Genomic DNA, 15,164 nt, shown 5'->3' with positions numbered 1-15,164 from the left:
GGAGGATATTATGACAAAAGCATATGATCGTGTTCTTGCAGCTAGAAGTGCTGATAAAATTAGTATCCAAAACTTGGTTGCTGGGATTACTGAAGATTTTATTGAACTACATGGTGATCGTGCTTATGGTGATGATCCCGCAGTTTATGCTGGGATTGGAACTATGGGTGGTCAACCAGTCACAATTACTAGTATTCAAAAAGGTAACGATACTGATGAAAATATTGAAAGACATTTTGGATCAGCTGAACCTGATGGATATCGTAAAGCTTTACGTTTAATGAAGCAGGCTGAAAAATTTAATCGCCCAATCATTAATTTAATTAATACTCCGGGTGCTTACCCAGGGGTAGATGCTGAATATAAGGGTCAAGGATATATGATTGCTCAATCAATTATCCAAGGCCTAAAACTTTCAGTTCCTTATATTAGTGTAATCGTTGGTGAAGGTGGCAGTGGTGGTGCTTTAGCATTAGCTGTTGGAGATACTGTTTGGGCATTTGAAAACAGTGTTTATTCAATCCTTTCACCAGAAGGTTATGCTACCATTTTATGGAAAGATTCTAGTAAAGCAGCCGATGCTGCTGAACAAATGCAATTAACTCCAAAGGATTTATTATCAAATGAAATTATTGATAAAATTGTCCCTGAAGTAAAAGATAGTGAATCAATGCAAAACTTTAAGAATGCATTAATTGATAAAATAAATGAACTTAAGAAATTACCTAAAGAAGAATTGTTGGAAAAACGTCATGCACGTTACCGTAAATTCAACTAATGTAATTTTTAAAAATTGATTTGAATATTTAGGAGGACAAATCTAATGTCAAACTTATTAGATGGAAAGAAAATTGTTATTATGGGTGTTGCTAACAAGCGTAGTATTGCTTGGGGTTGTGCCCAATCATTGATGGATAATGGTGCTGAAGTTATTTTGACTTATCAAAATGATCGTCTAAAGCGTCAATTAGATAAAATTGTTCCTGAAGGCACTACAATGATTCAATGTGATGTTTCAGAAGATGAAAATGTTGAAAAAACTTTTGATGAAATTCATGAAAAATTTGGCAATATTGATGGTGTAATTCATGCAATTGCATATGCTGACAAGAAAACTCTTGAAGGTGGCGTAATTGATGTTGAAAAAGATGGTTACAATTTAGCACAAGATGTTAGTGCATACTCATTTATTTCAGTATCACGTTATGCAAGCAGAATTATGAACCCATCTGGTAGTATTGCTACTCTAACTTACATGGGCTCAACTCGTGCTATTCCTTCATACAACATGATGGGAGTTGCTAAAGCAGCATTAGAAGCAAACGTTAGATACATTGCTACTGATTTAGGACCAAAGAAGATTCGTGTAAATGCTATTTCAGCTGGTGCTCTTAAGACCCTTGCTGTTACTGGTATTAAGAATCACGGTGATTTATTAAGAGAATCAGAAGCTAGAACTGTTGATGGCGAATCAGTTAACACCGTACAAGTTGGTAACGTTGCTACATTCTTAATGAGTGATTTATCAACAGGTGTTACTGGTGACTTGATTTACGCTGATAAGGGTGTTCATTTACTTGCCTAATAATATTCAAATATTTACAGATACAATTGATAATCCTAATTATCAAGATATCTTTAAAAAAGCTGATGTAGATTTTACTAAGTATCATAAAAGACAATCAATTATTGGTAATTGTCTTTTAGCTGATTATATGAATATTAGTATTGAAGAATTAATTAATGGAGATTTCTTTAATTACGGTAAACATGGTAAACCATATTTAAAATCTAACGATTTCTATTTTAATATTTCTAATTCTTATGATTTGGTTATTTTAGTTGTTAGTGATGAAGATATTGGTGTCGATATAGAAAAGATTCGGCCATTTTCTTATCACCGGATCACTCGTGCTTTTACTGATAATGAACTTAATTATTTAAGCTCATTACCTAAGGAAAACGAGGGTAATGAGACTTTGAAGTTATGGACAATTAAAGAAGCCACACTAAAATTACTTGGCACTGGTCTTTCTGGTAAAGCTAAAAGTGTGAATATTGAGACTGAATTCAAAACTTCTGCTGATCGATTAGGGCAACAATTTAAATTAACTAATATTGATTTAGGATCAGATTATTTAGGAACTTTAGCCACTTTTAAATAAAAATTTGATATAGTTGCTTAACTTTGTCACACAAGTGCTATTATTTTTTAATTATATTATTGGGCATTGTTAAATAAAACGTTTTATCATTCTTTTAAAAATGTTTATTCATTGTTAAACTAGTTATTGTTATTAAATTTTAGAAATCAAGTTAATTATTTTGCAAGATATAAAATAATTATTAAGGAGAACTTATTGTGAGTGTTTTAAATACAACTGAAATTATGGATCTAATTCCTAACAGATTTCCAATTTTATACATTGATAAAGTTGATGAATTAGTTCCTGGTGAAAAAATTGTTGCTACTAAAAACGTAACAATTAATGAAAATTATTTCCAAGGTCATTTTCCTGGTAACCCAGTTATGCCTGGTGTTTTAATTATTGAATCAATGGCACAAGTTGCATCAATTTTGATTCTAAAGAGTGAAAAATACAAAGACAAAACTGCTTACTTAGGTGAAATTAAGAAAGCTAAATTTAGAAAAATTGTTCGTCCCGGTGACGTTATTCGCTTTGAAGTTACTATGGGTAAACAAAAGAGCAATATGGGAATGGTTGACTGTACTGCATATGTTGGCGACAAAAAGGCTTGCCAAGCAGAATTAACTTTCATCGTTCCAAATGAAAAGCGTAAATAGGAGGGAATTCTTATGCAACATCGTGTAGTTATTACTGGTATTGGTGCTGTAAGTCCAATGGGTAATGATGCAAAAAGTTTCTTAGACAGCGTTTTTGCATCCAAAACTGGAATTGCACCAATCACTCATTTTGATTCATCCAACACTGGTGTAACTTTAGCTGCTGAAGTTAAAGATTTTGATCCATTGCAACGTTTAGACAAAAAAGTTTCCAAACGTATGGATGACTTTTCACGCTACGCTGTATATTCAGCAATGGAAGCCATGGAACAAGCTGGTTTGAAAAAGGGTGAATATGATCCTAAAGAACTAGGTGTTATCTATGGTTCAGGAATTGGTGGTTTAACCACTATTCAACAACAAGCCATTAAGATGAGTAAAAAGGGACCAGGTCGTGTGTCACCATTCTTCGTTCCTAATTCAATCATTAATATGGCTGCTGGTAACATTTCTATTAATTTAGATGCTAGAAACACTAGTCAAGCTATTGTTACTGCTTGTGCTTCTGGTACTAATGCTATCGGTGATGCATTTGAACGTATCCAATATGGTAAGGCTAAGATGATGATTACTGGTGGTTCTGAAGCATCAGTTAACGAACTTGGTATTTCAGGTTTCGCTGCATTATCTGCATTATCTACTGCTGAAAATGTAGAAGATGGTTCAATGCCATTTGATAAAGATAGAAATGGTTTCGTTATGGGTGAAGGTGCTGGTACTTTAGTATTAGAAGATTTAGAACATGCTAAAGCTCGTGGTGCTAACATCTTAGGTGAAATTGTTGGTTATGGTACTAATAGTGATGCTTATCATTTAACTGCCCCTAGACCTGATGGTTCAGGTGCTATGGATGCAATGAAATTAGCACTTGAAGATGCTGGTATTTCAACTAAAGACGTTGATTACGTAAATGCTCACGGTACAAGTACTCATGCTAATGATTCTGCTGAATCTAAAGCTATTTCATCTGTATTCTCTGATAACGATCACATCAAGGTAAGTAGTACTAAGGGAATGACTGGTCATGCCCTAGGTGCTGCTGGTTCACTTGAAGCTGTTATTATGGTTGGTGCATTACAACGTCAACAAATGCCAGTTAATGTTGGTCTAAAGAATAAAGATCCTGAAGTTGAAGTTGACTTAGTAAATGAAGACAACAAGAAAGCTCCAGTTAATTACGAAATTAGTAATTCATTTGGCTTTGGTGGTCATAATGCAGTGCTTGCATTTAAGAAATATGAAGATGACTAAAACTAATTAAAATAAAAAACTCCTATTAATTTAGGAGTTTTTTATTTTGTTTTAAGTTTCTGAGATATAATGATATTAGAATTTAAACTTATTTATTAGGAGATATAAAATGGCAATTTTAGTACCAGGCGGAGCTGGATATATTGGCTCTCATACAGTTGATAGATTAATTGAAAATAATTTCGATGTGGTGGTTGTTGATAATTTAGCAACTGGACACAGATCAAGTATTAATAAAAAAGCCCACTTTTATAATGGTGATATTCGCGATAAAGAATTTTTAAATGAGGTTTTTGAAAAAGAATCCATTGATGGAGTAATTCATTTTGCTGCTAATTCCATTGTTCCAGAATCAATGGAAAAACCAATGAAATATTTTGATAATAATGTTTATGGCATGATTAATTTACTTGAAGTTATGAACCAACATAACGTTAAAAATATTGTCTTTTCATCAACAGCAGCAGTTTATGGAGAACCTAAACAAATTCCAATCAAAGAAACCGATGCTAAGGAACCTACTAATCCTTATGGTGAAAGTAAGTTAATGATGGAAAAGATGATGCATTGGGCTGATATTGCTCATGATATTAAATTTACTGCATTGCGTTACTTTAATGTTGGTGGTGCCAAAATGGATGGATCAATTGGTGAAGACCACCATCCAGAAACGCATTTAATTCCAATAATTTTGCAAGTAGCACAAGGAGTACGAGACAAATTGCAAATCTTTGGGAATGATTATCCAACCAAGGATGGAACTAATGTCCGTGATTATGTGCATGTATTAGACTTAGCAGATGCCCATATCTTAGCAATGCAACGTCTATTAAATGGTGGCGATTCACAAGTGTTTAATCTTGGCTCATCTACTGGATTTTCTAATCGCCAGATGCTTAAAACTGCCCGTACTATTACCGGTAAAGCAATTCCTGCTGAAGATGCACCCAGAAGAGCCGGTGATCCTAGTACATTAGTTGCTGATTCAACTAAAGCTAGGGATGTTTTGGGATGGAAACCTGAACATGATAATGTTAAAGACATCATTGCTAGTGCATGGAAATGGGAACAATCTCATCCTAATGGCTATGAAAATTAAGATTTGATTATAATGAATTCAAGATGATTGCAATAAGAAAAAATTACCTTTATCATATTATTTGATGATGAATAGGGAGGTTGAATTTTATGAACAGATTAGAAGGACTTGAAGAAACAACAACCTTAAATAATGGTGTTAAAATGCCACGTTTAGGACTTGGTGTTTGGAAAACAGATAATACAAGTGCTAAAGAATCAGTTAAGGAAGGTATCATTAAAGGTTACCACTTAATTGATACTGCAAAACAATATGGTAACGAATCCGGTGTTGGTGAAGGAATCAAAGAAGGCCTTGCTGAAACTGGTATGAATCGTAAAGATTTATTCATTACTACTAAGTTATTTAATGGTGACCAAGGTTACCAAAGTACTTTAGATGCTGTAAATGGTACTCTAGAACGTTTAGATTTAACTTATATTGATTTATACTTAATCCACTGGCCAGTAGACGGTAAATACATTGATACTTGGCGTGCAATGGAAAAGTTATATCATGATGGTAAGGTAAGAGCAATTGGTGTTTCTAACTTTGATAATGAAAGATTACAAAACTTGTTAGACAATACTAATATTGTTCCTGCTGTTAACCAAATGGAATTTAACCCAATTAACCAAGAAAAGGGAATTGTTGAATTCAACAACCATGCAGGTATTCAACTTGAAGCATGGTCTCCACTTGGTGGTGGTGAAGCACTATCAAATCCTGAAATTAAGAAAATTGCCGATAAGTACAGTAAATCTGTTGCTCAAGTAATTATTCGTTGGGATTGGCAAAAAGGAATCGTTACAATTCCTAAGTCATCACATGAAAAGAGAATTATTCAAAATTCAGATATCTTTGATTTCAAACTATCTGATGATGATATTAAAACTATTGATGCTATCGATAAGGCAAAACGTAGTTTATGGTATGACGATTTTGGCTGGCATAATCCAGAAGGCCAAGTTGTTGATGCCGTTGATAAGTGGGACGATTCTCCTAAAAACTACAAAGACTAATATATAGCTTTGATAAAAGTGTTGTAATTTATGTTACAACACTTTTATTTTTGCTTTATAATGATAAATGTATTTAATTTTAGAGTTAGGAGTTTACATATTGGATAATAATAAAACTAGAAATCACCTTTTAGGATCTATTTTGGCGATTATTGGAGCTTTATTATGGGGAATTCAAGGCCCGGTGTCACAATTTTTATTTCAAGATAATCATTTATCTCCGGAATGGTTAATGGGAATTAAAATGGGCATTTCAGGCATCTTTATTTTAATGTTTTCCAAATTTTATCGAAAAGAACACTTAATGCAGTTATGGAAAAAGCCTAAAAACATATTTGTATTTATTATGTATGCTGTTTTTGGACTAGCTGCTGTACAATACTTATATTTAGTAACGGTAAATTTAAGTAATGCTGGAACAGCAACAATCTTACAAAGCTTAGGTACTGTATTAATTGTCATCTTTACTGCTATCTTTTACAATAAATTACCTAACAAATTTGAATTTATTGCCGTCATTGTAGCTTTAGTTGGAACTTGGTTATTAGTGACAAGAGGTAATTTAACACAATTATCGATATCTACCCCAGCCTTAACGACTGGATTGTTATTAGCTTTAGCCGGTGCTATCCAAACGATGTTACCAGTTAATTTGTTAAAAAAATTTAGTTCATTGATGGTTGTTGGATGGGCAATGTTAGTAGGTGGTATCCTATTTACAATTATTCATCCATTTTGGGTAGAAGTACCTAAATTTACTTTAGGTACCATTCTGGGTGTTTTATTTATCGTATTTTTTGGGACTATGGCATCATTTCTATGCTTTATTAATAGTCTTAAATTCATTTCACCAACAGTTGCAGGGATGCTAGATACTTTTGAACCATTATCTGCTACTTTAGGTGCAATTATATTTTTAAACACATCATTTAATGGGTACGAAGTTATTGGTGGAATATTAATTTTAAGTACTGTCTTTATATTAGCTTTAGGCTCTAAAAAATAATGAACACCGTGTTGACTTATTATATATTTTTATTATAATTGTATTTGTATTATAAATTTATTCTAAGTTAGGAGGTGCAATTGATTGAGGCAAGATAAACGAACGGTTCATACTAAATCTGCAATTATACATGCATTAGTTAAATTAATTAATGACAAAGGTTTTAATAATATCAATGTTACTGACTTAACTAGAGAAGCTAGCATTGGTAGAGGAACTTTTTATATTCACTATTTAGATAAATTTGATTTACTTAATAAAATTGAGAATAAATTACTTAGTGATATTAAAGATGTTTTAAATAATCTAATGCCGGAAGAATTGAAAAGTTTTACTCAATCAGATGAAAGTATCAGTACACCATCTGATATTGTTATTAAAACTTTAAATTATTTCTATGATAATTCGAAATTGTTGTCGGCTTTATTAAGTGAAAATGGTGATCCTTACTTATTTGGTCGCATTAAAAAAATATTTAGTGATGTAACAGATGCTTCTTTTGCACAATTTGATGGAAAAGTTACCCTTACTGATGAAATTCCAAAAGATTATGTGAAGGAAATTATGTTAAATCACTTAATGAACATTGTTGTTTATTGGATTAGTAAGGATCATCCGGAAAGTCCTAATAATTTAGCTAAGATTATTATTGCTTCACAATATATTGCACCGAATGATTTAATCAAAGTTAATAAGAAATAGGAGGTAGAGTAATGCCTAAATTTGTTAAAAAGTATACAGGTAGTCTAATTGCTTGGATTGTTGTAGTAATCCTAAGTATTGTTTTCCTACCTAATATGTCTTCTTTAGTTGCTCAAAAAGGGCAAACTAAAATTCCATCAACTTCCCAAAGCCAAGTTGCTCAAAAGATTCAAGAAAAATGGGGACATGGCATTGGTAATACTATGGATACAGTAATTGTATTCAATAATGGAAGCAAGAAGATTGATAATAATTCACAACAAAAAATTAATTATACAATTAATAAGTTGCGTGATAATAAAAAAGAATATGGGATTAAAGGAATTACTGCACCATATGATAATGATGCAACTAAAGAACAATTAGTCTCTAAAGATAAAACTACTGAACTTGTTCAACTAAATGTTACTAAAGATCGTTCGATTCAGAGTGTAAATGATCAGTTGAAAGATGTTGTTAAAACTGGTGGCATAAATACATATGTAACTGGTGGAGATATTCTAAACGATGATTTTAGAGTATCTACTGAACAAGGAATTCAAAAAACTGAAGTAATTGCTGCAATCTTTATTTTGATTGTATTGATTATTGTATTTAGATCACCAATTGTTCCATTAGTTTCATTACTAACAGTAGGGGTTTCATTCATTGTTTCTCTAAGTATTGTAATGAATTTGGTTCAATATTATGGTTTCCCATTATCTAACTTTACTAGAGTATTTATGGTGGTTGTACTATTCGGAATTGGTACTGATTACAACATTCTTCTATATAATCAATTCAAAGAGGAATTAAGTCGGGGTAAAGATAAAGTTACCGCTGCTATTGATGCTAGAAAAGTTGCTGGTAAAACAATTCTTTATTCTGGTTCATCAGTATTGATTGGATTTGCAGTCTTAGCACTAGCTAAATTCTCTATTTACCAATCTGCTGTTGGAGTTGCTGTTGGTGTAGCTGTACTATTATTAGTTCTAACTACATTAAATCCATTCTTTATGTCCGTAATGGGGAAAGGAATGTTCTGGCCATCTAAGAATTTTGATGGCGAAGGTGAAAATAAATTCTGGAGATTCTTATCAAGCAAATCAGTTAAATGGTCAATTCCAGCTATTATCTTAGTATTAATTGCTACGGTTCCATTTATGGCTTCATACCACAATAAATTAAACTATGATAACAGTGTTGAATTGCATGATAACGTTCCTGCTAAAAAAGGATTCCAAGTTGTACAAAAGCATTTCTCTAAGGGAACTGCAGAACCTTCAACTATTTATATTAAAGCTAACAAACGTTTAGATAACGAAAAATCATTAAATGAATTGGATCGTTTAACTACTCAATTGAGTAAACAAGAAGGCATTAAAACTGTTGCTTCAGTAACTCAACCAAGTGGAATGCCAATTGAACAATTATATGTGAATGATCAATTAGATACATTAACTGGTAAAATGAAAACTGCTAGATCAGGTTTGAATACTATTCAAAAAGGAACTACTAACTCTAACTTTGATACAACACCATTAAGTGATATTGGTAGTTCAGTACAAAGTATTGCTAGTTCTTTGAATACAATTAATGCTTCATCTGGTCAAAATAGTGGTATGTCTGGACAACAAGTATTGCAATCATTACAACAAAAAATGACTGCTGCTAAACAACCACTTAGTGCTCAACAAATGCAAATCGTTGGAGCTACATTACAAGGGATTAATTCTCAACAACAAAATGTAATGGCTGGCTTAAAGACTCAATTACAAGGTATTGCTACTAATACACAAAGCATTGGTAATAATACTAAGTCAGTTGTGGCTCAATTGAAGGAAACTCAACAAAAACTAGCTAAAGCTGCTCAAGGAATGAATAAAGTTAATAAAGGTATTGGCTCTGCTAATGATTACTTGAAGACTTTATCTGATTCTAAGGCTTCAGATTCCTTTAATATTCCAGAAAACGTATTGAAGAGTGATACATTTAAGAACTCTGTACAATCTTACCTATCACAAGATAAGAAAATTGCTAAAATTACTGTTGTTTTAGATAAGGATCCAAGTTCTGAAGCAGCAATGAATGAAATTGATAACTTACAAACCAAGGTGCAAAATAACTTGAGTGGTACTGATTTGGCACATACAACTGTTGCAGTTGGTGGCCAAACTGCATCCACTTCTGATACTAGACATATCGCTAGTTCAGACTTTATTAGAACTGCTGTTATCATGGTAGTTGGAATTATGATTGCTTTAATGATCATTACTAGATCAATTCTTCAACCATTCTATATTCTTGGTACACTATTAATTGCTTATGTAACTTCTCTAAGTATTACTAAGTTAATTAGTTCATCATTATTAGGTCAAAACATGCTAACTTGGAACACTCCATTCTTTACATTTGTTATGTTAATTGCTTTGGGTGTTGATTACAGTATTTTCTTAATGATGAAGTATAGAGAATTTGGGGATGTTGATGATACTGCATCTAAGCAAATTATTCATGCATCTGCTGTAATTGGAACTGTTGTAATTTCAGCTGCAATTATTTTAGGTGGTACATTTGCTGCATTAATGCCTTCAGGTGTATTAACATTAATTCAAGTTGCAATTGGGGTTATTGTTGGATTGGTTATCTTAGTTATTATCATTCCAATGTTGCTACCAAGTTTGATTAAGTTAACTTATGATAATAAATCAAATAAACATGAAGCTAAACATTCTAAATAGTTTTATGTAAATAAAAATCGCTAAACTGATTAATATCAGTTTAGCGATTTTTTATTATAATGAGTAATAACGTTTTAAAGCGTTTTGTTCATGCCTCGATAAAGAATTTGCATTTCTGTGATGTGTCGGATTCATTATGTCACTTTTTATATATTGATTTGAATCATCATCATTAAATCCAAGACAATGACCTAATTCATGGGCAGCTACATCAACTTTTTCAGTTTGTTTTAATTTATTAAAGCCATGGTTTAGTTTTACTCTAGTATCATAGTAGTAACATATGTTATTACCATTTTTAGTTTTAGTTACTGGAGTTCTTGAAGAAAATGTGGATGCTATAACTTTATGATTACTTAAGTTACTTTCACCATATAATTTAATTGGATGAATATTAGGATCTGTATTATCCTTTGCAGGTTTAAATTTGATTATATTTAATTTGTTCCATTTATTAATTGCTTTTTGAAATACTTTTTTTAAATTATTATTACATTTAAACTGATAATACACTTGTCCATTATGACTTTTTTGTACGATTGGAGCTTTATTATTATCATTTGTACTATTTCCATATACAATCCAAGGAGCCTCTTTATTATTATGAATGATTTCTTGTGGCTTATTGAATCCAGTTAAGATGATTGTTGGTAAAACTATTAATGCATAGATAAATCTTTTTTTAATCATTTTACCTCCTATTGGTTTATTCAATTAGCGAAACATAATAATTTTATCACATCTTGGTTACTATTGTGAATGTTGTAACTAATTTTAATCTTTTTCTTTTATTATTAAATAGTTATATAATTAAATTGCAATCAAAATTTAAGAGGGTAATGAAAAATGGATAATGTACCATATGATAATTCTAAAAGTGTTATTAATAAGCCTTTAGATATTTTATTAAAATCAATTTGCTCCTTAATTGGAATAATGTTAATTTCCGTTGGAGCTACATTTTTGTTAGAAGGACATATTGGGATGGATCCTTTTACCGCAATGAATACTGGAATATCTAATAAGTTAGGTATTTCTTTAGGGGTACTCCAGTTAATTGTTAACTTTGTATTATTTATTTTTGTATTAATTTTTGATCGAAAACAAATTGGCATTGGCACTATATTTAATATGTTTTTAGTTGGATATGAAATTGATTACTTTTCAGGATTGTATCAACATTTATTTCAAGGTAATTTGAATATTCCAATGATGATTGTTGATGCAATTATTGGAATTTCACTTTTTACGCTAGGAACTTCACTTTACATGTCTACTAAATTAGGAGTTTCTCCATATGATGCAATTGCTCCTATTATATCTGATAAAATTCATGTTAAATATCAAATTGTTAGAAGTGCCCAAGATATCATTATAATGATAATTGCCGTACTATTTGCAGGGCCATTTGGAATTATGACCTTATTTACAGCATTTTTTGCAGGTTCTTTAATTAATTTTTGGAATAATACTATTAGTCGTGGAATTATGATTCACATTGATCATTTTAGTGAAAAACCAAGTTTCCATAATGTTTCTGGTGGATTATTGGAATTAGGTAAAAATGGTTATAATATTGTATTACATGCTTATCAAAACACTTATACTATGCAAAAGAATATGTCTGGATATTCTGAGGCAGAAATTGAAGAACTAATTAATCGAACCAATGATAATATTAGAAAAAATGAACAAGTTTCTATTATTTTGCAAAAGAGGTTAGATTCATTGAAGGATGAGCTAAAAGAAAGAAAGAATAAAACCAATAATAAATAGTTCTTGCATTTTAATAAGATATTAGTTAAAATAACTATAATAAATAAACGAATATTAGGAGGTTTAAATCATGACGATTGTTTATAGAATTGAGACTATAAAACGAGATAATAATAATTTCTTCTTTAACATTACTAGCTGTTAAGTATAGTACGCAGAAGAAATTATTTTGTTATGATTCAAACTTCGAGCACTAGAAAAATAGCTGGTAACAGTTATTCTTTCTGGTGCTTTTTTAATCGCACTGGTTAAGAATAACCGGTGCGTTTTTTATTTGTTTATTAGGATGGGGGGAATTCTATGAGTTTACTTTCAAAGGTGAATCGTAAGACATCATTATCTAAGTTCATTGATCGAGATGAGAATCTAAAAAGAACTATTGATACAAAAGATTTAATAATGATGGGAATCGGAGCAGTTATTGGTACTGGTATTTTTATTTTACCAGGTACAGTTGCTGCCACTACAGCGGGTCCAGGAATTATACTTTCTTTTGTTTTAGCAACAATTGTATGTTCACTTTGCGCGATGTGTTATGCAGAATTTTCTTCAGCATTACCAATTGCTGGAAGTGCTTACTCATTTGGGAATGTTATTTTTGGTGAACTAACCGGCTGGGTAATAGGCTGGGGATTAATTCTTGAATATATGTTGTCAGTGGCCACGGTTTCTTCTGGCTGGTCAGCATATTTGCAGTCTTTTTTGCGTAGCTTTGGGATTGTCATACCTAAAGCCATTTCTGCAAACTATAATCCAAGTAAAGGTACATATGTTGATGTAATTGCTATTTTAATCGTTGTATTTATTTCATGGATTTTGACTAATAATGTTAAGTCATCTACAAAGCTAAATGACATTATGGTATTAGTGAAGATTGCTATCATTATTATCTTCGTAGTTGCAGGAATTTTCTTTGTTAAGCCAGGTAATTGGAATCCATTTTTACCATTTGGAGTTCATGGTATTTTCAAAGGTTCATCGCTGGTATTTTTTGCTTATTTAGGCTTTGATGTAATTGCATCATCAGCTGGTGAAGTTAAAAAACCTGAGAGAACAATGCCAATTGGGATTATTGGTACATTATTAATTTGTACAGTGTTATATATTTTGGTATCAATTGTTTTAACAGGAATTGTTCCTTACACAGATTTAAATGTGTCTGATCCAGTAACATATGCCTTACAAGTAATTCATTTAGATAAATTAAGTGTTTTAATATCTTTAGGTGCATTAGCTGGAATGTTTACTATGATGATTAATATGATTTATAGTAGTTCTCGCTTAATATACTCTATTGGTAGGGATGGATTATTACCACAGAAATTAAGTAAAATTAATAAGAAAAATAATGTTCCTAAGCGTAGTATCATATTCGTTACTATCATTATTGCTTTTATGGGTGGATTGGTTTCATTAGACAAGTTAGCTAGTTTAGTTAATATAGGAACTTTAATAGCTTTTACTTTTATGTCAATTGGAATTATTCCACTTAGAAAAAGAAAAGATATCAATAATTCTAATGGATTTAAAGTACCATTTTATCCAATTTTACCAATTGTATCTGCTTTAGCATGTATCTATTTGTTAACTCAATTATCATTAGAAACATGGTTAACAGCAATTGTATGGTTTATAATTGGTTTAGTAATTTACTTTGGATATGGTATTAAACATAGTCGTACTAATAATGAAAAATAAATTATAAATATAATATTTGGGAGTTTTGAAAATGGAAAAGCAAAACAAAACGTCAGAAAATGTTGTAAAAGGTATTTTTTGGTCATCAATGGCTTCAACTCTTTGGGGTATTTCAGGGGTTATTATGCAATTTGTTTCTCAAAATGAAGCAGTGCCAACAACTTGGTTTATTTCAGTTAGAACTTTATTTGCTGGAATTTTATTGTTGATTATTGGAGCTTCATTTGTTGGAAAACATATCTTTGATGTATTTAAATCAAAAGAATCAATTATTAGGCTATTTATATATGCCATTTTTGGTTTAGCTGTTAATATGTCAACTTTTTATGTAAGTATTCAAGAGGGAAATGCCTCGACTGCAACTATTTTGCAGTATTTAGCACCTGTATTTATTGTGTTATACGGATTAATCTTTTTACACAAAAAGCCACTTAAAGCTGATATTATTTCGTTCTTATTTGCATTAGTTGGTGTTTTTATGATTATTACTAAGGGTAGTTTTAGTGAATTATCAGTTCCATTAATTGCCGTAGTATTTGGTTTGTTTTCAGCTGTTTCAGCTGCAATTTATTACTCAGTTCCAAAGCCTCTAACACAAAATAACTCACCATTTGTTGTTTTAGGATGGGGTACTTTAATTGCCGGAATTGGTTTTAACCTTTATCATCCATTCTGGAATGATGCTCCTAAGCTAAATACTGGAATTGTTTTAGGAATTGGTGGAATTATTTTGATTGGTACTATTTTTGCATTCTCATCTGTGCTATACAGTTTGAAATTTGCACCATCTGAAGTTTCAAGTATTGTAGATGCTGTGGAACCAGTTGTAACAATTATTTTAAGTATCATTGTCTTCAAACAAATACCAAGTTTCTTTGAAGCACTAGGTGCAGTTATCATTATTGTATCAATTTACTTCTTACAAAGATCACATCAAAAACGTGCTAAAAAAGCACCTGATATTAGATAGATTAAAAAGCCATTTAAATAATGGCTTTTTTTAATGGTTTATTTAATATAAATATGATAATGTATTTAATGTACGATTTATTTTATAAAAATAGTAAATAACACGTTTTATACATATATTTATTGAGGTGTAATT

General features: G+C 31.2%; 14 protein-coding genes. 13 read left to right on the top strand and 1 reads right to left on the bottom strand.

The features are described 5' to 3' along the window. Positions 1-10: 10 nt before the first annotated feature. The 10 genes from accA (at position 11) to C7N41_RS01100 (ending at position 10,585) form a co-directional block, all read left to right on the top strand. On the top strand, positions 11-778 hold the full coding sequence (gene accA, locus C7N41_RS01145) for a carboxyltransferase subunit alpha (protein ID WP_105963902.1): 768 nt from the start codon (positions 11-13) through the stop codon (positions 776-778). A 45-nt stretch (positions 779-823) separates the two neighbouring features. Beyond that, a complete protein-coding gene (gene fabI, locus C7N41_RS01140; RefSeq protein WP_105963901.1) occupies positions 824-1,585 on the top strand; it encodes an enoyl-ACP reductase FabI in 762 nt (253 codons plus the stop codon). Beyond that, positions 1,578-2,165: a 4'-phosphopantetheinyl transferase family protein gene (locus C7N41_RS01135; protein ID WP_105963900.1), complete on the top strand. Its 588-nt coding sequence runs from the start codon at positions 1,578-1,580 to the stop codon at positions 2,163-2,165. Before fabI ends, C7N41_RS01135 begins: the two co-directional genes overlap by 8 nt. A 197-nt stretch (positions 2,166-2,362) precedes the next feature. After that, the gene (fabZ, locus tag C7N41_RS01130; protein WP_105956512.1) at positions 2,363-2,806 is read left to right on the top strand and encodes a 3-hydroxyacyl-ACP dehydratase FabZ; all 444 of its coding nucleotides are present in this window, start codon (positions 2,363-2,365) and stop codon (positions 2,804-2,806) included. Between the two features lie 12 nt (positions 2,807-2,818). Continuing rightward, on the top strand, positions 2,819-4,057 hold the full coding sequence (fabF, locus tag C7N41_RS01125; protein WP_105963899.1) for a beta-ketoacyl-ACP synthase II: 1,239 nt from the start codon (positions 2,819-2,821) through the stop codon (positions 4,055-4,057). Positions 4,058-4,166: 109 nt separating this feature from the next. Continuing rightward, positions 4,167-5,156 carry a UDP-glucose 4-epimerase GalE gene (gene galE / locus C7N41_RS01120; RefSeq protein ID WP_105963898.1) on the top strand — a complete coding sequence of 330 codons (990 nt, stop codon included), beginning with the start codon at positions 4,167-4,169 and terminating at the stop codon, positions 5,154-5,156. A gap of 89 nt (positions 5,157-5,245) precedes the next feature. After that, positions 5,246-6,157 carry an aldo/keto reductase gene (locus tag C7N41_RS01115; protein ID WP_105963897.1) on the top strand — a complete coding sequence of 304 codons (912 nt, stop codon included), beginning with the start codon at positions 5,246-5,248 and terminating at the stop codon, positions 6,155-6,157. Between the two features lie 100 nt (positions 6,158-6,257). Then, complete coding sequence (locus C7N41_RS01110) at positions 6,258-7,163, top strand: DMT family transporter (RefSeq protein WP_225362830.1); 906 nt, start codon at positions 6,258-6,260, stop codon at positions 7,161-7,163. An 84-nt stretch (positions 7,164-7,247) separates the two neighbouring features. Beyond that, positions 7,248-7,865, top strand: a complete 618-nt coding sequence (locus C7N41_RS01105; RefSeq protein WP_105963895.1) for a TetR/AcrR family transcriptional regulator — start codon at positions 7,248-7,250, stop codon at positions 7,863-7,865. 11 nt (positions 7,866-7,876) lie between these two features. Next, positions 7,877-10,585, top strand: coding sequence for an MMPL family transporter (locus C7N41_RS01100; protein ID WP_105963894.1), 2,709 nt, complete (start codon positions 7,877-7,879; stop codon positions 10,583-10,585). Between the two features lie 54 nt (positions 10,586-10,639). Here C7N41_RS01100 and C7N41_RS01095 read toward each other — a convergent pair whose 3' ends face one another. Next, a complete protein-coding gene (locus C7N41_RS01095) occupies positions 10,640-11,275 on the bottom strand; it encodes a matrixin family metalloprotease (protein ID WP_105963893.1) in 636 nt (211 codons plus the stop codon). Between the two features lie 156 nt (positions 11,276-11,431). Between C7N41_RS01095 and C7N41_RS01090 the strand changes: the two genes are divergently transcribed. The 3 genes from C7N41_RS01090 to C7N41_RS01080 all read left to right on the top strand — a co-directional run bounded on the left by C7N41_RS01090 (position 11,432) and on the right by C7N41_RS01080 (position 15,029). After that, positions 11,432-12,361, top strand: coding sequence for a YczE/YyaS/YitT family protein (locus C7N41_RS01090; protein ID WP_105963892.1), 930 nt, complete (start codon positions 11,432-11,434; stop codon positions 12,359-12,361). A gap of 300 nt (positions 12,362-12,661) precedes the next feature. Beyond that, entirely contained in the window at positions 12,662-14,059 is a 1,398-nt protein-coding gene (locus C7N41_RS01085; RefSeq protein WP_105963891.1) for an APC family permease, read from the top strand. Positions 14,060-14,090: 31 nt separating this feature from the next. Further along, entirely contained in the window at positions 14,091-15,029 is a 939-nt protein-coding gene (locus C7N41_RS01080) for a DMT family transporter (RefSeq protein ID WP_105963890.1), read from the top strand. Positions 15,030-15,164: the final 135 nt, after the last annotated feature.

Origin of the sequence: Apilactobacillus micheneri (assembly GCF_002993975.1) — a bacterium.
GTDB lineage: Bacteria > Bacillota > Bacilli > Lactobacillales > Lactobacillaceae > Apilactobacillus > Apilactobacillus micheneri.
This window is presented reverse-complemented; position numbering and strand designations above follow the sequence as displayed.